The organism is Bartonella sp. AP258QHHD, from assembly GCF_042196145.1.
Classification (GTDB): domain Bacteria; phylum Pseudomonadota; class Alphaproteobacteria; order Rhizobiales; family Rhizobiaceae; genus Bartonella.
On record NZ_JBHIPR010000083.1, the window covers coordinates 304 to 22,468 of the forward strand.

Genomic DNA, 22,165 nt, shown 5'->3' on the forward strand with positions numbered 1-22,165 from the left:
TGCATCCTTTCCATGGATTGAATGCACTCTTTGGAGGCTAAAGTGCATCCATAGGGAAAGGCATATTCCATAAGAAACAGAGATAACAAAAAGATTTGTTTTTATATTTTTATTGATAGGTTGCTGTATTTGCGAGGGCTATTCATTCTTTATTCTCAATATTTAAGATGATTATGTGATAAGGGTTGTTCGTCAATACAATCGTAAAAGACGCTGATGTATTTTTATAAAAATTGAGATATTTTTGTGCCTTTTTCTTGTTTTTTCTGTGTTTACACAAGATATGCACGGCTTTTCAACAGTTTGTTTTTTTAGCTTTGCTAAGGGCGATGGCGTTGGCTAAACACTTCAATTGTTTTAACTGCTTCAATACCGCCTTAAAAAACAGTGCTTTATAATATGACAAAATAAGTTGTATAACTTTTGATTCTTAAGCGATGCTAGAAAAAGGGGAATGTTAGGAGAGATGTTGTCTATATTCTCAGTTTATCTCTTAAGGTAGGAAGATTAACATACTTTCCGGATCTATTTTTATTCGGTTTGACGGTTAAAGAGCAATATCTGAATGGAATCACACTTGTCTCATGTTTTTATTCTCACGCTTTAGATTTTTTCTCATAGGGATTTTGTTTTTAATGGGGGATTTTGTTTTTTAATGGGGGATTTTGTTTTTTAATGGGAGTTTACGCGACTCACATAAAACAGAATATTCTAAATAGAATATATTTGTGTTGCACATTTACCTACTTGTTTAAAAACATTATGTGATCTTATTATCACAATTATATTGGTGATTGGGGATATTGGTAAATCTGATAATGGAGAAATCTCTTGTGAAGTGGATAAGCCTTTCTTTAAATTCTCATAAGGAAAAGCCAGCACATTATCATACTATTCGCGCCTCATATGATGACAGCCTTTGGCTCTTGAGCGTGTTCATAAGAGGCATTTTGATTCTTTATCTTTGAAATCTTTGAAGTGCTTTATTTCATATGTCTCTTATGTTTGTAATGTGGAAAAGACAAGGTGTTGATTGATGCAACATGAAATAAATTTAAAATGAGAGAATCCCTATGATATCTGCGTCTCTTAATTTTATATGGATAACGGGATATGATGATTATAAATCAATATGTTGTCGTGATACATCAACCTGTTGGGGGGCGATAAAGAAAGTTATCCAATAGTTAAGTCATTCTGTTATGCCGTAAAACACGGTCATTTGAGGTTTGGTGATATGAAGCAAGCTTCCTTGGATATGTTTTAAGTGTTTTTTTAAGGGCGTGGTGAATCTTTAAGACAGAGCAAGATTCTGTTGCGCCTTGAGTTTAGCGGAAAAACCTGAATAGAAGCCAAGAGGGAATGGCAAACCAAGAGGGAAGTGTATCCAAGCTGTTTGTAAATCAGATTGAGTTAAGAATCTGTGTTCTTTAAGAATGGAACGCAAGTCAATTTGACAAAAGAATGATCTATTTTGCGGGTAAACCTTATGGAGGAATTATCACAAAGCTCATAAGGAAGTGATTTAAGACAATACAGTTATAAAAAGTACAGTCATAAAAAAAAGTCCTCCGTCGCAATCAGAGGACCAAAAAGCAGGAGAATTTTAACATTGACTCGCAGGACGTGTCAAAAAAGAATAAATTTAAAAGGCCGTACTAAATACAAAAAAATCATACTTAAAGAACCTACCATATTATAGTTAGCAGAGAATTGAAAAAATAGCAATATAAAAAATACTTTTTACAAAAAATTTTGTCATTTTGCATTAAAACTTAATACTTTTTTCAATTGAATATTTGTTTTAAGACTCGATATTAATTAAACTATATTTAAAAATATTATGATACATGCAAGCATCTTGAGAATATTCTTCAATCAAAAACGAATTAAGAGCCCCTCATGATTATAGGACTGATATGGGGGAAGGCTTTTTGTTTTTAAGAGTGTGGGGTGTATCTTAAGTATGTGTGAGGGGGGTGAAGTATTGTCCTTTTGGGTGTGGGGCAAGGTGATGGAAATAGGGAGCGGGAAGGATGGGAGGCCGCTTAAAATGGCGAGGGAGATTATTCAAAATGTTTATGGTTTGCATATCCCCAATGAAATGCGAGCAAGTCTAAACAATCTCGTAAATGATCGGCAAGGGAGTTTTGTTTGCGTTTTGAAGAACTTAATTCTTTGATCGCTTGTCCATAGCCGATAACGCGTTCAAGCAGTGAATAGCCAAGAATACCCAGTTGAACTTTAATGGTTTTTAATTGATTGGAGGCTTCTATTTGACGTTCAATGGGCTGTGTGTACCCTTGGCTACAGGAAACCTTTTCACGGGTGTAGTCAAGGCTCATGTGGAGATCGGCTTGGCTTTGACGCCAGTAAAAATAAAAACGTTCTGCCGCTTTATATTGGGCTTTGCTGAGATGTCCTTTCGCATATAAAAGGGCAATGGGATGGCTTTGTGCATTGGCAATGGCATTGATAGTGCGCGGGTTGCTGGAACTTTCTCGATGATTGGGTTTAAAATAAGGATTACGCGTTTCTACAGGGATTTCTTGCGTCTTTAAATGACCAATGTGCTTTTCTTGATTTTGATGATCAAGCGGGCAGGTTTGCGTATTTTTTTTCTGCTTATGGGTCATAGCATCTCCTTAAAAATTTTAATTTTGCTTCTCGTTTTTTAAAAAATGTTGCTTGATCTAGGCAAAAGAGGGGGGTGAGAGGAAGACATGTGTTGGAGTGTGCCGTGGGGGTATGCGCTCTTGGGGGTGACTTGGACTGTTGCGCTTGTGTGTGGGAGCCCCATGGATTTGGCTCTTGAAAAGAGGGGTGTTTTGTCGCATGGTGGATTTTCCTTGAATGACTTGATGAGGGAGGTGAGTGATGGCGCGCGGGCTTTTGTCTTTGAAGGGATTGGTGTTTAGCTGTATTGTAGCTTATGTCTCTGTGGCTGTTTATGTGGAAATGAAGGCGTTGGGGATGACGTGGGGCGTATTTTTACGAGCTGTGGCGTTTTATGGCATTCCCAGTATTTTCCTTATGTTGGGTTATGAAGTAATGCAGCGGCGTGGTGTAACGAAGGGTTTGTTCCTCAAGATGGTGTTGTTGAGCTTCATTTTGGCTGCTGTCTCTGATTTTGTTTATAAGCAAGCTGAGCATTTTGGTTTGGCTCAGGTGTGGTTTTCAAACAAGTGGGTGTTTTATGTCCTTTTGGGCTTTGTCCTTGCTCTTATTTATAGAGGGGCAAGGCGTCTTGGGTTTAGGCTTTCATTCTTTGAAAAGGATTGATCTTTTGCTGCATTTTTGGCATGGTCTCTGATTTTTATTGATGAAGGAGCGGGGCGTATGGTGGTTGCGCGGGACATGTTTTTGAAGGGGCTGGCGTTTTTCTGCGTTATTGGCTTGGTTCTTGGTTTTGCTTATGAAGATGCGGGGCGACCGGCTATTACGTGGGAGGTGTTTTGGCAGGGGATGGAGCTTTCTTGCATTGCTGGCGCTGTCCTTTGTTTTATTGTTGTGGGAGCAAATAGTAGAACTGTATCGTGGGGCGTGTTTTTCAAGGCTGTGGTGTTTTGCGCCATTGCTGTAGTGGTTCTTGGCTTTGCTTATAAGGGAGTGAAGCGTTTTGATATATCATGGGAATTTTTAGTGATAGGAGCGGTGTTTGTTGCATTGCTGGACCTGTCCTTGGTTTTGCTTATGAGGGTTCGAGGTAAATGGATATCGCGTGGGGTGTGGTGCTTCAAGTGGGTGGTGTTTTCTTGTATTATTGGCACTGTCGTTGGGTTGGCGCATGTGGGAGTAAAGCATATGGGCTGGAGCACGCATTGGTTCTTGAACAATGGGGTGTTTGTGAGCACTATTGGATTCGTTCCTTTGTTTGTTTTGGAGGGGGTACGGTGTGTGCGTGTACTGTTGGGGGGCTTAAAAAAATGAGCATTTTTCTTTCCCATGGGCGTGATCTTTGATGTTCTTTCTGTGAGGGGTATTTGATGTCGAACGATGTGATGTTTTTGCAGTGGTTGGGGTTTTTCTGCCCTTTGGCTCTCGCCTTTGTTTCTATTTATGTGGGAATAAGGTTTTTCGGGTTTACAAGGAAGGACTTTTTTAAGGGTGGGGTGCTTGCATTCTTTGTTGGCGTGACCTCTAAGTTTGTTTATGCGAAAGCTGAGCATTTTGGTTTGGCTCAGGTGTGGTTTTCAAACAAGTGGGTTTTTTACATTCTTTTTGGCGTTATCTTTGGTCTTATCCTTGGGCTTATTTGTCTAGGGGCAAAGCGTCTTGGGTTTAGGCTTTCATTCTTTGCAAAGGATTGATCTTTTGCTGCATTTTTGGCATGGTCTCTGATTTTTGCTTAATAAAGGAGCGGGGCGTATGGTGGTTGCGCGGGACATGTTTTTGAAGTTAGCGGTGTTTTCCTGCGTTGTTGGATTGGCGTATAACGGAGCCAAGCATATGGGGGCACTGGTTTTTGATCTTTAACAATGGGGTGTTTGTGAGCAGTGTTGGATTCGTTCCTTTGTTTGTTTTGGAAGGGGTACGGTGTGTGCGTGTACTGTTGGGGGGCTTAAAAAAATGAGCATTTTTCTTTCCCACGGGCGTGGTCTTTGATGTTCTTTCTGTGAGGGGTATTTGATGTCGAACGATGTGATGTTTTGGCTGTTGCCTTGGTTTTTCTGCTTTTTTGCTCTGGCCTTGATTTTTATTTATAAGGGAGCAAAGCGTCGCTCTGTTACAGAGTGGATGTTTTGGAGATGGGTGGTGCTTTATGGCGCCCTTGCCACCTACCTTGGTTTTGTTTATGTGGGCGTGGGCAGGCGCGCTGTTGACGGGGAGCTGCTCTTGAAGGGGGCGGTGTTTTCTTGCATTTTTGCAACTGTCCTTGGTTTGGTGCATCTGGGCGTCAAGAGTATGCCTGTGGCGGGGCAAGTGTTCTTAAAGGCGGTCATGTTTTGTTGCATGATGGGCTTTATCCTGTGGTTCGCTGCTGTGGGCGTCAGGGATATGGATAGCATAAGGGCGGTATTCTTAAAGGTTTTGCTCTTGTCTTTATTGTTGAAAGTGCTCTTGGGGTTCTTTATACGCGAGCAAGGTGATACGGTGCTACAGAGGTCGTTGCGTGCTTTGAATTTTGTGCTGTTTTGCTGCATTTTGGCACCAATTCTTTTTTTTACCCGTCTGGGAGCAGAGAATCTAGGGTTGAGCTGGCTTTGGTTCTCGGATGAGAGGGTGTTTTTATTCATTTTTGGATTTACCCTTCCTTTTGTTTGTGAGGGAGCAAGGTGTGCGCGTGTTTTAGGGGCTTGGTTCTTAAAGTAGGGTGTGTTTTTTTGTCTTATGGGTGTGATCTTTAATGGGCTTGCTGTGAGGGGTATGTGATGTCGAACGATTTGTTTTTTTTGCTGTTGTTGGTGTTTTCCTACCTTTTTATTGTTGTCGTTATTGGTACTTATAAGGTTTCCAAGCGCTTCGATATTCCGTGGTGGCGAGCGGCGTTTTATTGTATTTTTGGTGTTTCCCTCTTTTTGAAGGAAGTGCTGTTTTACGGCATTTTAGGAGTCGTCCTTTTTTTAGCTCTTGTGGGGATGGAGAATATGGACATACCATGGGGACTCCTGTCCTTGATGGGGATCGTGTTTGCTGCACTGTTGGAGTGGTTCTTGATTTTGCATATGAGGGGGCGGCGAGATGGGGTGGTGACGCGTTGTTTGTGGTTATTGAAGGGGGGGGTGTTTTGCGCCGTTGTTGGAGCGACCTTTTTTTGTTTCCGTCTGGGAGCAGAGAATCTAGGGTTGAGCAGGCTTTGGTTCGCGAAGGATTGGGTGTTTTTCATCATTTGTGGATTGATCCTTCCTGTTGTTTCTGTGGGAGCAAGACGTGCGCGTTTGAAAGTGGAGGCGTTTTTAAAGAGAGTGGGGTTTATGGGGCATTACAGATAACGTCGAGGGAATGATTGTTCAAAAGAACAGCGATAGCGATAAGTTTGGGGATCAAACCAAAGCCCTATTTTGCCTTCAAAATCACCAGAACGTTGTTTGGCAATATTCATAATGACACCTGGGCGTTTGGCTAAATCTGCTTTTTCTTGTGCGAGAGAGGCGGCAAAGATTTTATCTTCCAACGGTCGATTGCGCCAAATGGTGATGATGTTAAAGGCATTGGCACCAATTTCTGAGGCGCCTTTAATGTCTTCTGTGCTGGGGATATCTTTATCCAGACCGCCTTTTCGGGCATGGGCTACAAGGTGAATATGTACATTGTTTAAAACAGCCCAATCAACCATTTTATAAACGGCTTGTTCTTGTCTTGCATAATCATCAGAGGCAATGCCAAGCCGCATCAAACTGTCGATGATAAATTGATCGCAGCCATAGCGCGCACGACAATAGTCAAAGACATCAAGCAAGGTGTCAACGCTTGATTTGCCAACATGCTCATAAAGAATAAGCCCATCGTCTAAAAAATGAAGAATCCGTTCAATCGTTTCTTTTGTAGGCTGTTCTAAGCCGCCCGTTTGTTTGGTTAAACGGCGAAGCGATTGTTCTCCTTTCATTTCTAGAGACGCTAAGCAAAGGCGACTCTTTTGTGCAATCCAATGGGGAATACAATCTGATAATAATTGGCTTTTACCTGCACCACTCGCACCGCTCCAGAGCGTTAATTCTGCTGGGCGGAAATGCAATTTGTCCTTCAGTTTAGGATAGGGAACCGTATAACCAAGATGTTTTTCAGGCTCTGGCCAAAAAAGCCCAATCACTTGATCTTTATAGTCTGAGGCGCGCCGTAAACCTTCTGGTGCAAAGCTTTGTGCTGAGGAAAAGGCGGCTTTTATGGTGGCTTTATCGATCCCTGCGGTTAAACAGTCATTGGCATCTTTAAGGGGTAAACGGACACGGTAGCAACGGTGGCGTCCAAGCCTGCTGGCAATCTCACGGGCTGCTTCTTCTCCGGGCTTGTCCATATCGGTGGCTAAAAAAATCGTTTCAAAAGATTCTAAATGATCAAATTCATTTTCAATCCAGTTGTGTTTTCCTCCACTGCCTCCTCCAAAGGGAACAGAAACCGCCGGATATCCATAGGCGGCTAAGGATAGCGCATCAATTTCTCCTTCAGTGATAACAATGGTACGGTTTGTTGAAGAAAGAATGGGAAATGGCGCCTGTTGGGGGGGGTGTGTGGGTGCCTGTTGGTGTGTGTGTGTGGAGGTGGGGTTGGTTGAGGCGGTGTTTTGGGGCGCCTTTGTGGAGGCGGGGTTGGTTGAGGCGGTGTTTTGGGATGCCTGTGTAGAGGCGGGGTTGGTTGAGGTGGGGTTGATTGAGGGTACCTGCTGAGGTGTGTGTTGGGTTACCTGCTGGGATGTGTGCGGGGATGCCTGCGTGGAGGTGAGGTTAGTTGAGGCGGTGTTTTGGAATGCCTGTGTGGAGGTGGGGTTGGTTGAGGGTACCTGCTGAGGTGTGTGTTGGGGTGCCTGCGTGGAGGTGAGGTTAGTTGAGGCAGTGTTTTGGGGCGCTTGTGTGGAGGCGTGGTTGGTTGAGGGTACCTGCTGAGGTGTGTGTTGGGATGCCTGCTGAGGTGTGTGTTGGAATACTTGCTGAGGTGTGTGCTGGGTTGCCTGTTGGGATGTGTGCGTGGGCGCCTGCGTGGAGGGGTGGTTAGTTGAGGGTACCTGCTGGGCGGTGTTTTGGGGTACCTGCTGAGGTGCGTGTTGGGTTACCTGTTGGGATGTGTGCAGGGATGCCTTTGTGGAGGCGGGGTTGATTGTGGCGGTGTTTTGGGGTGCCTGTGTGGAGGTGGGGTTGGTTGAGGGTACCTGCTGGGATGTGTGCGTGGAGGCGTGGTTTGTGGGGTAAAGGGCTTGCCAACCAAATAAAATCGGTTCACATTGGGAGGCTGTTGGTTTGGTTTTTGCTCCCGCTTGCGCAAGCCGTTCTTTAACTAAAGCAAGGGTGCCATCGGGTTTATAAAAGGGAAAAATGATTTTTTCGCCATCTTCTCCTATGCGGTAACGCTTTATAATCTCTAAAGGAATGTGGCGTTCTTTGTGGAGATAGGTTTTTACAAGATTTTGCGGGGGGCGCCCTGTAGGGACCGGTGGACGGCGATAGGAACGATGGGGTGCCATAAAGGGTTTGGGGCGTGTCAGATTGAGAGCCGCGCGTGCTTCTTCTAAGGCTTGAGAGAGGCTAATGCCTTTGACTTCACACCAAAGGTCTAAAAGATCTCCTCCTGTGCTTTCTGCAAAATCATACCAAAGTCCTGCTTTACTACCACTTAAGCAAATCGATAAACTTTGACCAGCTTCACCACGTGTGTTGCCTACAATCCAATTGTTGCCTCGTTTGTGCCCTTGGGGAAGAAGCATTTCTGCTATTCTATCTGCTTGTGAGATAAGTTTTTGTTTGATTTCAAAAATTGTGCTCATGGTCATTCGTGATATTATTGTCGTTTTTCTCAAGATGTGGGAGGTGAGGATTCTGTTTTTGCTGTTCTCGTTGTTCGATCACATGGTGAAAGGTCTTATGCTATACGGTCCTTTTTTGCGCGGGACTTGCTCTATCCTGAAAGTTTTTGAAATGGCTGTGTTGGTATCTGTTTGCCAAGGGTTTAGGAAGGTGGAGCCCTTTGAGAGGGGCGCGTTGGAAGCAGGTAGGGTGGATGATGCAAGAAGGTGGGTGGATATATCTGTGAGGGTGTGGTGCATGTTGGAGTCCTGTTTTGGGATACCTTGTTGGGGCATGTGTTGGGGTGCCTGTGTGGGAGGGGGAGTGCCAAAGAGTTTGCTTTTCATTGAAGGTTTTTGAAGCTGCTCTGTTGATGTCTGCTTGCCAAGAGCATGGGAAGTGGCGCCTTGAGAAAAAGGAGGAAAGCGGAAAGGAGGAAGGGGGTGAAAGAAGGGTGGGGTGGATATGTCTGTGAGAGGGTGGTGCATGCTGGAGTCCTGTTTTGGGGGGGTGGGGTGCCTGTGTGGAGGGGTGTTTTGTTACCAAAGAGTTTGCTTTTCATTGAAGGTTTTTGAAGCTGCTCTGTTGATGTCTGCTTGCCAAGAGCATGGGAAGTGGCGCCTTGAGAAAAAGGAGGAAAGCGGAAAGGAGGAAGGGGGTGAAAGAAGGGTGGGGTGGATATGTCTGTGAGAGGGTGGTGCATGCTGGAGTCCTGTTTTGGGGGGGTGGGGTGCCTGTGTGGAGGGGTGTTTTGTTACCAAAGAGTTTGCTTTTCATTGAAGGTTTTTGAAGCTGCTCTGTTGATGTCTGCTTGCCAAGAGCATGGGAAGTGGCGCCTTGAGAAAAAGGAGGAAAGCGGAAAGGAGGAAGGGGGTGAAAGAAGGGTGGGGTGGATATGTCTGTGAGAGGGTGGTGCATGCTGGAGTCCTGTTTTGGGGGGGTGGGGTGCCTGTGTGGAGGGGTGTTTTGTTACCAAAGAGTTTGCTTTTCATTGAAGGTTTTTGAAGCTGCTCTGTTGATGTCTGCTTGCCAAGAGCATGGGAAGTGGCGCCTTGAGAAAAAGGAGGAAAGCGGAAAGGAGGAAGGGGGTGAAAGAAGGGTGGGGTGGATATGTCTGTGAGAGGGTGGTGCATGCTGGAGTCCTGTTTTGGGGGGGTGGGGTGCCTGTGTGGAGGGGTGTTTTGTTACCAAAGAGTTTGCTTTTCATTGAAGGTTTTTGAAGCTGCTCTGTTGATGTCTGCTTGCCAAGAGCATGGGAAGTGGCGCCTTGGGAAAAGGAGGAAGGTGGAAAGGAGGAAGGGGGTGAAAGAAGGGCGGGGTGGATATGCCTGAGGGGGTGGTGCATGCTGGAGTCCTGGTGTATTGGGGTGCATGTTGGGGTGTGTATGTTGGGGTGCCTGTGGGGGTCTTTTGCGTGGGGAAAACGCTTTTGTGATGAGAGCAAAATGGTCGATGTTGACGCGTTTTGCTGTGTGAATCGCCTATCCAAATGTTGTTTTGCCGCCTTTTGTTTTGTCCGATGCTGTTGTGGTTTTGAAGCATTTTTGTCCCCGCGCTTGCTTGAAAAATACGTTGTTTGTGTGATTCAAAAATTGTCGTTATAGTTGATCAAACTGCGGTAAAGCGTGTCATTGTTCTCAGAGGTAAAAGATGAGGAGCCTCCCTGTTTTTGCTGTTCTTGCCGTTCGATCTCACGGCGAAACCAGTTGCGCCATGTGGCTTGCCAGTCTACTTTGAGTGCTTCTTTGCCGCTCTTGGCTTGCCAATAGTCGCGAAACTTCTTGGCTTGCCAAAGAGCTTGGCTTTCACTCAAGCCTTCTGAAACTGCCGCCTTGATGTCTGCTTGCCAATGCTCAGGAAGGCGGTGTCCTTTGGTAACTGAGGTTGTGGTTTTTTTGTTGGTGCAAAGCGGGATGGAGGCAGGAAGATTGCTGGGGGGAAGAGTGGTGGCGGATTTTGTTTTTTCCCCCGTGACAATTTGCGCGATAGGGGCGGGAGTGAACTCGTCTTGGGGAGCTTTTAAAGGGGAGGCGTTTTTTTGCTCCGCTTCTGCTTGGGCAGGCAAAGGGAGAGGTGAATCAAGAGCCGGTGAGGGGGATGGATGATCGCTTTGTTCAAAGTTCTCTTCGCAGGAAAAACAAGGTTCTGTCTCATCAAACAAAATTTTCTTTTCTAAAACACCGTAAGGTGTTTCCTTTTCTTCTGCCTTTTGAGCTTTTGAGTTTTGTGCAACATCTTTTGGACTTTCGTTAAGCAGTTGTTGCATCTCTGCATTGATTTTCTTGCGTTTTTTTGCCGAAGAACGACCCGCAAAGGATTTTTGTTCAAGCAATTTTTCACGCTCTTGAAAAACATTTTCGCAACGCTTGTTCCATAATCCATTGGCTAAATTTAAAATCTTACCCTCTTGGATGAGCATCTCTAAAACATTAACAAAAGTTCGCTTGTCACAACCACAAAGACGCGCTAAACGTTCTTTCGATATTTCTAAAGGTCGGCCACGGGCATACATTTCATTGAGAAGAATCGTATAGATTCCAATTTCGTGTGCGCGCATCCCACGTACACCTCCTAGAAAGTCATTTTGATACCAACAAACATATGGAAGCCTAGACGATTCATAATGAGGAGTTTCTTGTTGATTAGCGTGTTTCATACTGCAATCTACTTTCTTCTTTTTTATACATTTTTATTGATGATAAAAGCTCAAATAAGGATTTAACTTGTGTTGCTTTTGGCTCTGTTCGATGATGACTAGAGGCTTCTTTACGATGCTTATAAATGATTGGCTGTGCTTGAAGAGCATGCAAACTTACGATTTAAGATTGCGGTGATGGAAAAAATAAAGAATACCACACATTCTCAACGTACTTGCTTTTGGGCAGAAGCTTTGGAGGTGGTCTTTTATATCCGGTAGGGTGGTTAAAGTGTTTTTATGATCTAAAAATAAAAAAAATTTCCCCCGAAAAAGTAAAATTTGTTTCCTTAATTTTATCCTTTTTAGAGGATAATGCAAGCCCGTTTTATAAAAAGGACGTGTTTTTTTAAAAAGACGCGCTATATGGTGAAATTATGAATATCGATGGTTGGCGTCAAAGATTAAGAATCGCTTTGGAAAAAAGTGGGCGGTCAAAAAGATCTATCTCCCTCGCTGCCGGTAAAGGCGCGGGGTACCTTCATTCTATTCTTTCTGAAGGAAAAGAACCAACAATCGAATCTCTCTCGCGAATTTGTCACGAAATTAATATCAGTATGAATTATATTCTTTACGGGAAAGGGGCTAGCCCTGAAGATAAAGAATTTATAGAGCTTATTTCGAAACTCTCTCCGCAAGAGAGACAGGCGATTTTGACTCTTTTGCGGCGACCAATTGACGAAGCTTCAAAATAACTTCCTTCTGTGCTTTTGAGTCAAGGCGACTCCAGTGTTTTATTAATATTATGTCACTCATTTTATCTCTCCTGTGTGTTTATAATTGCAATTTTGTAAGAACAAATAGAGAACAACAAAGGGGCATGAGAGGAACAAAGAATAATAGATTTTTCTTTACATATGTCATTTGAACCCCGTAGATATTTAAAATATATCTTTTATGAAGGATAAAATGGTTGACATCTCTCCTATAGAGGATATAAGACTAACGCTATATTTAGTCTTGTCAAGACAAGGCTATGCTTTATCAACTATCTAAAGGGGGAAATCATGAAAAATATTTCATTCGTTAAAGAGGATGAAATCATTGTCGTTTTATGCGAAGAGGAAAATCCTTGTACTTATGAAGGACCAATCGACGAAATCGAAGAAGTGCTCGAACTGATTGAAGAATGTGAAACTGTTTATAGAGTTTTACGACTCGATCTGACAACTTCTCATGCTGAAGATATTACGGAACAAATCGCTGATTTTTATGTCGAAAATCATGAAATAAATGAAGAAAATACACAATTGCAGCCCTTCATTTTGAATAGTGAAGCTTATCATGCTTGTTTAAATGAAAGAGCGGCTTGCGATTATGAAGATAATCTCTATGGCTCTTATGAAAAACAGCATCGTTTACGCCCATGTGATGTCTTGACAGATTATTGGTGGTAAACATGCCAAGTTATCTCAAGACTTCGTATCAAGGGATTCCACTTTATTATGCTGGAAATATGCGGAATTTAATCAGACTCGAACCACAAAAACACAACGCTATACTTTTTATATCGCAAGAGGTGGCTCAGTCTATGGCAAAAAAATTGGAGGAAGAATATTGCCGCCATGATTTTTCCGTCGTGCAGTAGCAGGGTTGAAAAAAGAAGCCGCAATGATGGGCCCAAGTGCTTTTTCATTGCGGTGACAATGGTGCACATTATGCTTTCGTTCTTGGGGGGGGGGACGACTTGGGGGAGAGCTTTGCGGGGATTTTCTTAGCCGATATGGAAAGGAGGGCATGAAGAAAAGAGCCCTATATATGGGGAATTGCGGACGCTTGTGTGTAGGGGGCAGTTGCCGGCTGGTTCATTGGGGGGGGTAAGGCAATGAAGCAGCAGCGGGTTATCCAGTGGGGTTGGAGTGATATGAAAGCATGCTGGAGAACAAAAATGAAGGCTTAGGGGGAAGAGAAGCAGCAGTACAGACAGGTTCCAACCTATAAAAAGGCAAGTTCAAGGGGGAAAAGAGCCGGTTTTTGTGTTTTTGCGGCACGCAAGTAGGGAGCTTGGAATGATACCTAAAGCATGCTGGAAAATGGAAGGAGGTGTTTGACGGGGGAGGTCGTTAAAGCTTGTTTAGACATATTGGGACACGTGGGGGGGGGCTTTGGGGTGCTTTTGTGTTGAGTGCTGGGAGAGCGCAATGATGGGCCCAAGTGCTTTTTCATTGTGGTGACAATGGTGTGCGTTATGCTTTCGTTCTTGGGGGAGACGACTTGGGGGGGCTTAGCTGATATGGAAAAGGAGGGGATGAGAAACTTGTGGGGAGGAGGGATGTTGGGGGGAAGCTTGTTGGGGAAAATGTTGGTGGTTGGCTGGTTAAGAGGGAGAACGAGTGGGGGGAGAGGAGAGCTTGAAGCGTATGTAAGGCATATGCTGGAGGGGAGATATGAGGTGTGGAAAAGGGGCAGCCGTACAAGCGTTGAGGAGATGTCAATCTTTAAAAAAAGTTCCGTGTAGGGGGAAGGAGTAGAGTGTTGGAGGAGGGGAGAAAGCAGAGGGCTTTGAGCGCAGGGAGTGCAAAGAGCTTGGATATGAATGTGAAAGCATGTTGGGAAATGAGGGAAGGTGTTTGAGAGGGAAGAAGAGGAAGGCGCTATGGGAGCGCGGTTCTGACCGTTTTTGTATTGAGCCTTAGGGGGCAATGATGGGCGAGAGGTTTTTTTATCGGGGAGAAAATATCACGCGTTATGCTTTCGTCTAGGGAGGGCGCCGCTTGGGGGCTTAACCGATATGGAAAAGGAGGGGATGAGAAACTTGTGGGGAGGGGGATGTTGAGGGGGCGTTTCCAAAAGCTTTTGTGATTTCAGCAGCACAATATTTAAGGATGCTGTCATTCTTAGTGGGGAATGCATCTTAAAAGATATGAATGTTTCAAAGAGAATATGTTGCAAAAAAGCACCTTAAAGAAGGGGAGAAATACTATGCCAATCATTATCGATTGTATTCAAGGAACAGAAGAATGGCAGCAAGCGCGTAATGGTTTGATTACGGCTTCGTTGTTTGAGATGGTTATGGCACGAACAAAACAAGGGCAAAAAACGTCACGCTATCAGAGTGTGATGATGAAATTGGCGGGAGAAAGAATTACAGGAAAAACTGTTGATGAAGGGGCAACACTTTCTATGCGACGTGGGACAGAATTAGAACCAATCGCACGACAGCTTTATGGGGAACTTACACATACAGAACCTGAATGTATTGGCTTTGTTTTGGCAGATGACCGCAGACAAGGATTTTCCCCCGATGCTTTTGTGGGAAAAAATGGCTTATTAGAAATTAAAACAAAAAAACCTGAAATTTTGATCCCTCATTTCATGCAAAAGAGCTTTCCAGCAGAACATAAAGCACAATGTCAAGGGGGATTATGGATTTCTCAACGCGAATGGGTGGATTTAATGCTCTATTGGCCGGATATGCCTCCTTTGATTAAACGGGCTTATCGTGATGAAGCATATATTTGCAAGCTTGAAAATGAAATTAGCCGTTTTAATGAGGCTTTGGAGAAGATGGTACAGCAAATTAAATCGGTTGAGACAGGTTTTCATATAAGAACAGAAATTGCTTTGAAGGAGGGAGAAAGCGGGGAGTTTGGAGCGCATGCAAGACGTATGCTGGAGGGCAAAACAAGAATGAGGCGGGCAAGAAAGGGATCTTGTGTAGCGTTGAGGAGAGGCAAAGTTCTATAAAAAGGAAAGAGCAGAGGGGGAAAAGAGCAAAGCATATGTTGGAAGAGGGTGCTAAATAAGGGGGCGCAAAGAGTGCAGGGAGCACAAAGAGCTTGGTCATGAATGTGAAAGCATGGTGGGAAAATGTGGGAAGAAAGGGTGCTTGGAGCGCATGCAAGGCGGCGCGGTATGCTGGAGGGGAAAACGAGAATCGGGAGTAAGGCTAAGTGTTCAGAGGTATGGAGGCTGTGATTTTGGGTGCTTTTGTGGTGAGTGTGGGGGGGGGGAGCCGCAATGAAAGGGCTGAGTTGCTTTTTCATTGTGGTGACAATGGTGTACGTTATGCTTTCGTTCTTGGGGGGAGAGAGCTTTGCGGGGGCTTGGGGGATTTTCTTAGCCGATATGGAAAAGGGGGAGATACGCGGCTTTGGGAAGAGAAATGTTGGAGCGGGATGAGGAGGAAATGGTGGGGATGAAGGGGGCAGGTCGTTATCCTGTGACTTGGAGTGACACGAAAGCATGCTAGAGAACAAAAATGAGGTTTAGGGGGAAGGGAAGCAGCAGTGCAGACAGGTTCCAACCTATAAAAAGGCACGTTCAAGGAGGAAAAGAGCTGGTTTTTGTGTTTGAGGAGGGTGCAAGCAAAGAGCGCAAAGAGTGCAGGGAGCGCAAAGAGCTTGGTCATGAATGTGAAAGGCATGGTGGGAAAATGTGGGAAGAAAGGGTGCTTGGAGCGCATGCAAGGCGGCGCGGTATGCTGGAGGGGAAAACGAGAATGGGGAGTAAGGCCAAGTTGTTTAGAGATATGGTGGTGTGATTTTGGGTGCTTTTGTGGTGAGTACTGTGGGGGAGTGGCAATGATGGGCCAATTGCTTTTTTCATTGCTGTGACAATGGTGTACGTTATGCTTTCGTTCTTGGGGGGGAGAGAGCTTTGCGGGGGCTTGGGGGATTTTTTTTAGCCGATATGGAAAAGGATGTTAGGGGCATGAGAAAAAGTCTGTGTGGAGTCAAGTGGGCTTGTTGGGGAAAAGATTGGGGGCAGGTTGTGGAAAAAAATAGAGGGGTGGAGGAAACGGGAGAATAAGAAAAGAACGGATAGAGACATTATAATCTCTATGTTTTTCTACACTACCTTGTTATAGAAAATCAAAAATTACCACACCTTGTGAATTCACTGTGGGACTGATCTTAAAGCTCTTCAAAAGCACTGATCAATAGATACTTCTCCATATAACTTTGATAAATGATATTAGTATGATCCCGAAGATAAATGTACCAATATTTACCAAATATCCTTTTATACTGATGAAAATTAATAACCCTATACTTATTATTCCTAGTGGTATATTCCACGTAAAAAACGAAATATAGGTATTATTCCACAAATAATGAAAATTACATTCATGATACTACCAATTACATGCTCGGTATTATCTTGTCGTCTGTTCTCTTGCTTTCTACTAATTTCAGAAGCCTTGTCATTATCTTTAAAAGTTTTATGATAGAACTGATTGTAAGCAGCTCTCTTTTGAGGATCTTTAAGAACTTCATAGGCTTCACAAATTTTTCTGAATTTTTGTTCTGCTTCGGTACTAGAATTATGATCAGGGTGGTATTGCAGAGCTAATTTACGAAAAGCAGATTTTATCTGTTTATCGTTGCATGCGTAGCTTACACCAAGAATTCCATAATAATCGTCTTCATTTACTATCATTAAATACAGCCACTTTGTGTATTGCTCTTATTTTATAAGATCGTTTAATTGATCTCTTTTGAATGTATCGACATGTGTTATTTTTATGTTAGAAATATGGTGAACATTGTATTGAGTGGCATGGCTGTACTTGGGGCTATTGTCTCTAAATGAGAGGAGATACAGTTCAAAACGCTTAAAAATGCAGGGTGTTTTTAATATTTTAGAAATATTTTTTACAAAAATAGATTAAAAGAGAGACGATAAATCAAATGTAAAAGGGACGGCAATAATAGCCAAGGTTGTCATTATTGTAAATAAACAGGCAGGAACCTTAAATCTAAAACGCCAAAGTAAACTTATGGGAACAGACATTATCGTTGTTATTACGAATGCTACGATAAACCATTGCAGGAATAAGTTCATTATATTAATTTCATTATTAAAATGATTTTGATTAAGACGATTTTGTTTTAGTTCTTCCTCTCAAAACACAATCGATAATAGAAAAGCCATAATAAACAGGAAATTTTTCACCTGGACAAGCGCTAACAGAAAATTGTTCAAGCTCTAACCATTCTCTTTCGCGTTCTTTTTCTAATAGCTTCTTTTTTATTTTCTGTCTTATATATTCTTTTGAAATACAATTGATCGGAGAAGTACTTCCAACAAAAAGACCATCTGTTGTACATCCACTCGTTGTATGATGCGTAAATAAAACAGCGCTTATTACGATAGCGAAGAAAATAAAGTGTTTAAACATAAGGTATTTATTGTCGTTTGTTTCTGATGAGCTTTTATAAGTCATTTCTGTTGAATAAATCAATATGTGTTATTTTTGTGTTGAAAATATACGTAAAAACGTATTTAATAAAAATGGTTATAATGATCATAATGTGTCTAAATAAAGGTGTGGTACTGGCTAAAACCCCGCATATGTGGGGTTTTAGCTTATTGGAGGAGGTATGACAGCAGAAAATATGCAGAATATATAAGGGGATCTGTAGCCAAAATGGTTGTCCTAGGGTGGGGAGAGTAGGCAATATCCAAAATACTCCAAATGAAATATACTTGTTGTTGTACATTCACGCACTTGTTTTAATAAAGATATCTCGCTCTAAGCTCATTTCACAGCCATTTTATGCCGGCGTTCATAAATTTCATACTGGCGCCTGTGAATAATATCGTGAGGGGTATAACGGTCAAGCCCCGTAGATTATACCCCCCCAGAGATTATAAACATTGCGCACCCTATTTTTACTTTATGAAAAAGTAAGTTGGTACTATTGGGGGGCCGTTGCCAAAATTGCGGCATGGGCTGTAGCTCTTGAGACGATTCATAATCTCGTTTACTGGGAGGCTTCTTACGAAGAGATATGCTTTTCTTGGAAAGTTTTACGCCATACGGATCTTTCTGCTTGTGAAGTGTAAGCGAAGAGGGGTGATTGATTTCAATAGAACAGAGGGAGAGAGCTTTTCGCTCTTGGGGCTCTTATGCAAGACGAATAACGCTATCCGTATCAATCAAAGTATTCGTATAAAAAAGATGCGTGTTGAAAGAGGGAGGCTTAGAGCACGTGGAAAACCATAGTGTATAAAATTGGTAATGAGGGATCTTCTTTGAAAAGGCGGGCTCTCAATTTTCTGCCATATGGGATGTCTAGTATATGGGGATGCCTGTCATATGGGATGTTTGGCATATGGGATGTTTGGCATATGCGAGCGTGGGGTGGCTTCTTGAAAGCTTTATTGAGGGGGATTTTATCACTGTTTGGTTTTTGCTTTTGGTAAGGGGTGGGGAGAATGGGAAAGGCGTTGAGAGGAGGTTCTGGAAATGGCTCTGTTAGATTTGTTGTAAATGACGAATAGGATCGATGAAGCTTATTCTAATTTTTACAGGGAATACTTGTGTTGCTTGAGGTGGATAGAGAGGCTAGAAAGATAAGATTATTCGTTTTGGGTCGGATAAAGGTATCAATGGGATATGTTCAAACAATGAGTTTATAATAATTCATTATTGAGATTTAATTTGAATTTCAATGAGAGCCCGAAATAGTGTGAGATGTTCTTATTTCAACCCTTCTTATTCAGACGCTCTTATATTGAATCAAGTAAAATCGTTTGTTTGCATATTACAAACAGGGTGAGCTTGTGGGGAAAAATATTCAAGAAATAAAATATTGAAAAAATAAAAATGCCTATACCGTCTCAAGTGCTAAGAGCTGTTGCAACAGTGAGGCTTGGTAAAGAGAAGGATAGGGGGCAAATCTTACAGAAAGGAAAGAGGGGGGAGGCAAGGAAAGGGGAGGCAAGGAAAGGGGAGGGAGGCAAGGGGTGGGGGGATATTCTTTGGGGGGCGGTCAATTTCAAAAGCCGTTCGTAAGGCATTTTAGAGATTAAGTGTGGCATTGAGGCTATTGATTTTGAAGCTACTGATTTTGAGGCTATTGAAACGCATGGTTTAAAGGATGGAGGATTTGATGAAGCCGATGAAGGTTGGGGGAAAAGATTTAGGCTTATAGGGAAGACTTATAAGGGCAAAAAGAGAGAGGCAAAAGAAGAATAAAATGGTGCTGCGAGAGAGGATTGAACTCTCGACCTCTCCCTTACCAAGGGAGTGCTCTACCACTGAGCTACCGCAGCCCTTTTCAATCTTTGCGCTGTCTTGTGCCATATTGTCAGAAAATAGGCAAGAGAACATTTGTATATTCTTGCAAGAAAACGTATCTTATGTCATGACATATGTTTCTTATATGCTTAAATATCTAAATGAGTTGCTTGGATAGAAGCTCAACACTGTTTAAAAGGTTGCGCAATGACACAAATGCATCAAAAACAAAAACAAAATGAAATTAATCATCAAGATGAAAAAGCAAAACGACGTCAAGAAAGATTGGCACAACAATTGCGTCAAAACCTGAAACGTCGAAAAGAGCAAAGCCGAAAAAGAGCACAACCAGAGCTCTAAAATGCAAAAAGCTCTAAAATGCAAAAAAATGTTTTTTAGTAAATTTTTGCAACCAAACTTCTCAATAATTTGTTCTCATAGTTAGAATGCGTTCTAAAACGATTAATAAAGCATAACTTCTCGAAGGGGGACAATCCTTTGGAAGGGCAGGCACAAAGGAAAAGAGGGAAAACACGATGGATTCTATTCAAATTGTTGGGGGAGAAAAACTTCAAGGAACAATTCCTATTTCTGGGGCAAAAAATGCTGCATTGCCTCTTATGATTGCGGCGCTGCTTACAGAAGAAACGCTCACTTTAGAAAATATTCCGCATCTGGCCGATGTTGAATTGCTTATTCGTATTCTCAATAATCATGGTGTTGGATATGCCGTTGATGGACAAGAGTTTAACGATGAATGTGTGAATTCAAGAACAATTCATTTTACGGCGCAAAAAATAGCCACAACACGGGCACCATACGAACTGGTGAAAAAAATGCGTGCAAGCTTTTGGGTTATCGGACCTCTGCTTGCACGATGCGCAGAGGCTTATGTTTCGCTTCCTGGAGGATGCGCTATTGGAACAAGACCTGTCGATTTTATCCTTGAGGGACTTAAAACTTTAGGCGCACAGATTACTATCGAAAATGGATATGTTCATGCAAAAGCGCTAAAGGGGTTAAAAGGTGCTCACTATCGTTTCCCTAAAGTCACTGTTGGTGGAACCCATGTGCTGCTGATGGCGGCGACAATGGCAAAGGGAACAACCACTCTTGAGAATGCGGCTTGTGAGCCAGAAGTGACAAACCTTATTCGAACCCTGAATGCTATGGGGGCTCAAATAACCGGTGAAGGAACAACAACGCTTACAATTGAAGGGGTTAAAAAACTCAACGGTGCTAGAGTACGCGTTATTGCTGATCGAATCGAAGCGGGAACATATGCAATGGCTGTTGCTATGACGGGAGGAGATGTCTTTCTTAAAAATGCAAATCCTAATCATCTCACAAAAGTGCTTAAAGTTCTCCAAAAAACAGGACTCGAGATTCAAATAGAACCTCATGGAATTCATGTTAAGCGAAATCCAAAGAACACCAAAATTATGCCCGTTGATATTAAAACAGGACCTTATCCTGCTTTTCCAACTGATCTCCAAGCGCAATTCATGGCGCTCATGACACGGGCTGAAGGAATCGCGCATATTACAGAGACGGTTTTCGAAAATCGTTTTATGCATGTTCAAGAACTCAATCGCTTAGGAGCACAGATAAAGCTTGATGGGCAGACGGCAACTGTCTATGGAACAGAGAATTTGCAAGGGGCTCCTGTCATGGCGACGGATTTGCGTGCTTCTGTTTCTCTTGTGATTGCAGCATTGGCAGCAAAGGGAGAAACAATCGTCAATCGTGTTTATCATCTTGATCGTGGATTTGAGAGATTAGAAGAAAAATTGGCTCGTTGTGGCGCAAAAATCCAACGTATCACAGTGTAAAGCTTTCAAAGATATGCTCCAAAGAATGGCTTTGAGAGGTTGCTTGGGGGGTGGCTGTTGTGTGGGCGGCATGCTTTCATGACACGGGGTTGAGGGAAGCGCGCATATTACAGAGACGGTTTTCGAAAATCGTTTTATGCATGTTCAAGAACTCAATCGCTTGAGGGCGCAAATAAAGCTTGATGGGCGAGAGAGCAACGCATCTCATGGAACAGAGAATTTGCAAGGGGGGCCTCATCATGGCGACGGATTTGCGTGCTTGTTGTTTCTCTTGTGATTGCAGCCCTCTTACTCTTGTTACATTGGTAGCAAAGGGAGAAACAATCGTCAATCGTGTTTATCATCTTGATCGTGGATTTGAGAGATTGGAAGAAAAATTAGCTCGTTGTGGCGCAAAAATCCAACGCATCACAGTGTAAAGCTTTCAAAGATATGCTGAATGCTTTGCGCTGTGGTTGAGGGGGGGGGCGATTGCTTGGGGGCGTTTTAACACAATGTTTGCTTGTTGGGAGGGGCTGGGCTTGGGGCGCTGGGCTTGGCTGGTGCATTTTTAATGGTTTACTCTCTTGCTTGTGGAATTTTGGAGCCGTACATTCTTGATGATTTTCTCAATAGTTCTTTCAAATCTCCATCTTTCAAGGGTATGGCTTTTGTGGCTGCTGTTTTCTTTTCGGAATGGTTTTTCTTTCGTGTAAAGTTTTGCTTCTCTCACTCTTGAGGAGGCTCGTGATTATTGTCTAAGTTTCGTTCATGGCGCTCATGACGCGGGGTGCATGACACGGGCTGAAGGAATCGCGCATATTACAGAGACGGTTTTCGAAAATCGTTTTATGCATGTTCAAGAACTCAATCGCTTGAGGGCGCAAATAAAGCTTGATGGGCGAGAGGGCAACTATCTCATGGAACAGAGAATTTGCAAGGGGGGCTCCTGTCATGGCGACGGATTTGCGTGCTTGTTGTTTCTCTTGTGATTGCAGTTCTCTTATCTTGTTGCATGGGCGGGACAAAGGGAGAAACAATCGCTATCATCCTTTATCGTGGATTTGAGAGGTTAGAGGAAAAATTAGTCCGTTGTGGTGCAAAAATTCAACGCATCACAGTGTAAAGCTTTCAAAGGTATTCGGACTCCCTTTAAGGAACTTGATCTCAAGAATCAATGGTTATTAATCCTCTCAATAAACGCGGGGCTTATCTTATGGTTTGAAGAGTGGGTATAAGCGTTTGAGAGGTTATC

28 protein-coding genes, 1 tRNA gene and 3 pseudogenes are annotated in these 22,165 nt (G+C 43.1%); 24 read left to right on the forward strand and 8 right to left on the reverse strand.

The window, feature by feature from the left end; all coding sequences use genetic code 11:
* Nucleotides 1–2,066 precede the first annotated feature (2,066 nt).
* The gene (locus tag ACFIMM_RS09270) at nt 2,067–2,636 is read right to left on the reverse strand and encodes a hypothetical protein (protein WP_375682688.1); all 570 of its coding nucleotides are present in this window, start codon (nt 2,634–2,636) and stop codon (nt 2,067–2,069) included.
* Between the two features lie 87 nt (nt 2,637–2,723).
* On the opposite strand from ACFIMM_RS09270, the gene ACFIMM_RS09275 reads away from it, so the two are divergent.
* The 6 genes from ACFIMM_RS09275 (at nt 2,724) to ACFIMM_RS09300 (ending at nt 5,933) form a co-directional block, all read left to right on the forward strand.
* Entirely contained in the window at nt 2,724–2,918 is a 195-nt protein-coding gene (locus ACFIMM_RS09275; protein ID WP_375651155.1) for a hypothetical protein, read from the forward strand.
* Complete coding sequence (locus tag ACFIMM_RS09280; protein WP_375651153.1) at nt 2,878–3,282, forward strand: hypothetical protein; 405 nt, start codon at nt 2,878–2,880, stop codon at nt 3,280–3,282. The genes ACFIMM_RS09275 and ACFIMM_RS09280 overlap by 41 nt, the downstream gene beginning before the upstream one ends.
* Before the next feature lie 15 nt (nt 3,283–3,297).
* Nucleotides 3,298–3,930 (forward strand): hypothetical protein, encoded by a 633-nt coding sequence (locus ACFIMM_RS09285; RefSeq protein WP_375682687.1) that lies wholly within the window; start codon nt 3,298–3,300, stop codon nt 3,928–3,930.
* 56 nt (nt 3,931–3,986) lie between these two features.
* On the forward strand, nt 3,987–4,310 hold the full coding sequence (locus tag ACFIMM_RS09290) for a hypothetical protein (RefSeq protein WP_375668419.1): 324 nt from the start codon (nt 3,987–3,989) through the stop codon (nt 4,308–4,310).
* Nucleotides 4,311–4,629: 319 nt separating this feature from the next.
* Entirely contained in the window at nt 4,630–5,313 is a 684-nt protein-coding gene (locus tag ACFIMM_RS09295) for a hypothetical protein (RefSeq protein ID WP_375682686.1), read from the forward strand.
* 59 nt (nt 5,314–5,372) lie between these two features.
* Nucleotides 5,373–5,933 carry a hypothetical protein gene (locus ACFIMM_RS09300; protein ID WP_375682685.1) on the forward strand — a complete coding sequence of 187 codons (561 nt, stop codon included), beginning with the start codon at nt 5,373–5,375 and terminating at the stop codon, nt 5,931–5,933.
* Here the strand turns inward: ACFIMM_RS09300 and ACFIMM_RS09305 are convergent.
* Complete coding sequence (locus ACFIMM_RS09305) at nt 5,924–8,416, reverse strand: toprim domain-containing protein (RefSeq protein WP_404977375.1); 2,493 nt, start codon at nt 8,414–8,416, stop codon at nt 5,924–5,926. The two genes, ACFIMM_RS09300 and ACFIMM_RS09305, sit on opposite strands and share 10 nt — an antisense overlap.
* A gap of 293 nt (nt 8,417–8,709) precedes the next feature.
* Between ACFIMM_RS09305 and ACFIMM_RS09310 the strand changes: the two genes are divergently transcribed.
* The 5 genes from ACFIMM_RS09310 to ACFIMM_RS09330 are packed head-to-tail and all read left to right on the forward strand — an operon-like array spanning nt 8,710 to nt 9,767.
* Nucleotides 8,710–8,910 carry a hypothetical protein gene (locus tag ACFIMM_RS09310; RefSeq protein WP_375692706.1) on the forward strand — a complete coding sequence of 67 codons (201 nt, stop codon included), beginning with the start codon at nt 8,710–8,712 and terminating at the stop codon, nt 8,908–8,910.
* Complete coding sequence (locus ACFIMM_RS09315) at nt 8,901–9,125, forward strand: hypothetical protein (protein ID WP_375692707.1); 225 nt, start codon at nt 8,901–8,903, stop codon at nt 9,123–9,125. Before ACFIMM_RS09310 ends, ACFIMM_RS09315 begins: the two co-directional genes overlap by 10 nt.
* The gene (locus ACFIMM_RS09320; protein WP_375692707.1) at nt 9,116–9,340 is read left to right on the forward strand and encodes a hypothetical protein; all 225 of its coding nucleotides are present in this window, start codon (nt 9,116–9,118) and stop codon (nt 9,338–9,340) included. The genes ACFIMM_RS09315 and ACFIMM_RS09320 overlap by 10 nt, the downstream gene beginning before the upstream one ends.
* Nucleotides 9,331–9,555, forward strand: a complete 225-nt coding sequence (locus ACFIMM_RS09325) for a hypothetical protein (protein WP_375692707.1) — start codon at nt 9,331–9,333, stop codon at nt 9,553–9,555. Before ACFIMM_RS09320 ends, ACFIMM_RS09325 begins: the two co-directional genes overlap by 10 nt.
* Nucleotides 9,546–9,767: a hypothetical protein gene (locus ACFIMM_RS09330; protein WP_375682684.1), complete on the forward strand. Its 222-nt coding sequence runs from the start codon at nt 9,546–9,548 to the stop codon at nt 9,765–9,767. The genes ACFIMM_RS09325 and ACFIMM_RS09330 overlap by 10 nt, the downstream gene beginning before the upstream one ends.
* 253 nt (nt 9,768–10,020) lie before the next feature.
* Here the strand turns inward: ACFIMM_RS09330 and ACFIMM_RS09335 are convergent, their stop codons facing one another.
* The gene (locus tag ACFIMM_RS09335; RefSeq protein ID WP_375682683.1) at nt 10,021–11,091 is read right to left on the reverse strand and encodes a YdaU family protein; all 1,071 of its coding nucleotides are present in this window, start codon (nt 11,089–11,091) and stop codon (nt 10,021–10,023) included.
* A 416-nt stretch (nt 11,092–11,507) separates the two neighbouring features.
* On the opposite strand from ACFIMM_RS09335, the gene ACFIMM_RS09340 reads away from it, so the two are divergent.
* From ACFIMM_RS09340 to ACFIMM_RS09350, 3 genes are all read left to right on the forward strand, one after another.
* On the forward strand, nt 11,508–11,825 hold the full coding sequence (locus tag ACFIMM_RS09340) for an XRE family transcriptional regulator (protein WP_273790852.1): 318 nt from the start codon (nt 11,508–11,510) through the stop codon (nt 11,823–11,825).
* 312 nt (nt 11,826–12,137) lie between these two features.
* Nucleotides 12,138–12,527, forward strand: a complete 390-nt coding sequence (locus tag ACFIMM_RS09345; RefSeq protein WP_375611644.1) for a hypothetical protein — start codon at nt 12,138–12,140, stop codon at nt 12,525–12,527.
* Nucleotides 12,528–12,529: 2 nt separating this feature from the next.
* Entirely contained in the window at nt 12,530–12,718 is a 189-nt protein-coding gene (locus ACFIMM_RS09350) for a hypothetical protein (protein ID WP_273790850.1), read from the forward strand.
* Here ACFIMM_RS09350 and ACFIMM_RS09355 read toward each other — a convergent pair.
* Complete coding sequence (locus ACFIMM_RS09355) at nt 12,660–12,869, reverse strand: hypothetical protein (RefSeq protein ID WP_375682726.1); 210 nt, start codon at nt 12,867–12,869, stop codon at nt 12,660–12,662. The two genes, ACFIMM_RS09350 and ACFIMM_RS09355, sit on opposite strands and share 59 nt — an antisense overlap.
* 449 nt (nt 12,870–13,318) lie before the next feature.
* Between ACFIMM_RS09355 and ACFIMM_RS09360 the strand changes: the two genes are divergently transcribed.
* The 4 genes from ACFIMM_RS09360 (at nt 13,319) to ACFIMM_RS09375 (ending at nt 15,613) form a co-directional block, all read left to right on the forward strand.
* Nucleotides 13,319–13,588, forward strand: coding sequence for a hypothetical protein (locus ACFIMM_RS09360; RefSeq protein ID WP_375611645.1), 270 nt, complete (start codon nt 13,319–13,321; stop codon nt 13,586–13,588).
* Between the two features lie 464 nt (nt 13,589–14,052).
* Complete coding sequence (locus ACFIMM_RS09365) at nt 14,053–14,817, forward strand: lambda exonuclease family protein (RefSeq protein WP_375646990.1); 765 nt, start codon at nt 14,053–14,055, stop codon at nt 14,815–14,817.
* A 206-nt stretch (nt 14,818–15,023) separates the two neighbouring features.
* Complete coding sequence (locus tag ACFIMM_RS09370; RefSeq protein WP_375682682.1) at nt 15,024–15,272, forward strand: hypothetical protein; 249 nt, start codon at nt 15,024–15,026, stop codon at nt 15,270–15,272.
* A gap of 146 nt (nt 15,273–15,418) precedes the next feature.
* Nucleotides 15,419–15,613 (forward strand): hypothetical protein, encoded by a 195-nt coding sequence (locus ACFIMM_RS09375; protein WP_375682681.1) that lies wholly within the window; start codon nt 15,419–15,421, stop codon nt 15,611–15,613.
* A gap of 659 nt (nt 15,614–16,272) precedes the next feature.
* On the opposite strand, the pseudogene ACFIMM_RS09380 reads toward ACFIMM_RS09375, so the two are convergent.
* The 3 genes and pseudogenes from ACFIMM_RS09380 to ACFIMM_RS09390 form a co-directional block, all read right to left on the reverse strand.
* Nucleotides 16,273–16,512: pseudogene (locus tag ACFIMM_RS09380) on the reverse strand (DnaJ domain-containing protein); the annotation flags it as partial.
* Nucleotides 16,513–16,740: 228 nt separating this feature from the next.
* The gene (locus ACFIMM_RS09385; protein ID WP_375682680.1) at nt 16,741–16,917 is read right to left on the reverse strand and encodes a hypothetical protein; all 177 of its coding nucleotides are present in this window, start codon (nt 16,915–16,917) and stop codon (nt 16,741–16,743) included.
* 31 nt (nt 16,918–16,948) lie between these two features.
* Nucleotides 16,949–17,254 carry a hypothetical protein gene (locus tag ACFIMM_RS09390; protein WP_375682679.1) on the reverse strand — a complete coding sequence of 102 codons (306 nt, stop codon included), beginning with the start codon at nt 17,252–17,254 and terminating at the stop codon, nt 16,949–16,951.
* A 479-nt stretch (nt 17,255–17,733) separates the two neighbouring features.
* Between ACFIMM_RS09390 and ACFIMM_RS09395 the strand changes: the two genes are divergently transcribed.
* Both ACFIMM_RS09395 and ACFIMM_RS09400 read left to right on the forward strand, forming a co-directional pair.
* On the forward strand, nt 17,734–17,922 hold the full coding sequence (locus ACFIMM_RS09395; RefSeq protein ID WP_375646966.1) for a hypothetical protein: 189 nt from the start codon (nt 17,734–17,736) through the stop codon (nt 17,920–17,922).
* A 763-nt stretch (nt 17,923–18,685) separates the two neighbouring features.
* Nucleotides 18,686–18,874, forward strand: a complete 189-nt coding sequence (locus ACFIMM_RS09400; protein WP_375682678.1) for a hypothetical protein — start codon at nt 18,686–18,688, stop codon at nt 18,872–18,874.
* Nucleotides 18,875–19,059: 185 nt separating this feature from the next.
* On the opposite strand, the gene ACFIMM_RS09405 is transcribed toward ACFIMM_RS09400, so the two are convergent.
* Nucleotides 19,060–19,134: transfer RNA gene (locus tag ACFIMM_RS09405), tRNA-Thr, on the reverse strand.
* A 172-nt stretch (nt 19,135–19,306) separates the two neighbouring features.
* On the opposite strand from ACFIMM_RS09405, the gene ACFIMM_RS09410 reads away from it, so the two are divergent.
* The 4 genes and pseudogenes from ACFIMM_RS09410 to ACFIMM_RS09425 all read left to right on the forward strand — a co-directional run.
* Complete coding sequence (locus ACFIMM_RS09410) at nt 19,307–19,459, forward strand: hypothetical protein (protein WP_375607050.1); 153 nt, start codon at nt 19,307–19,309, stop codon at nt 19,457–19,459.
* A 176-nt stretch (nt 19,460–19,635) separates the two neighbouring features.
* Entirely contained in the window at nt 19,636–20,931 is a 1,296-nt protein-coding gene (gene murA / locus ACFIMM_RS09415; RefSeq protein ID WP_375682677.1) for a UDP-N-acetylglucosamine 1-carboxyvinyltransferase, read from the forward strand.
* A gap of 91 nt (nt 20,932–21,022) precedes the next feature.
* Nucleotides 21,023–21,350 (forward strand): annotated as a pseudogene (locus ACFIMM_RS09420) (UDP-N-acetylglucosamine 1-carboxyvinyltransferase); the annotation flags it as partial.
* A gap of 354 nt (nt 21,351–21,704) precedes the next feature.
* A pseudogene (locus tag ACFIMM_RS09425) lies at nt 21,705–22,036 on the forward strand (UDP-N-acetylglucosamine 1-carboxyvinyltransferase); the annotation flags it as partial.
* Nucleotides 22,037–22,165 lie beyond the last annotated feature (129 nt).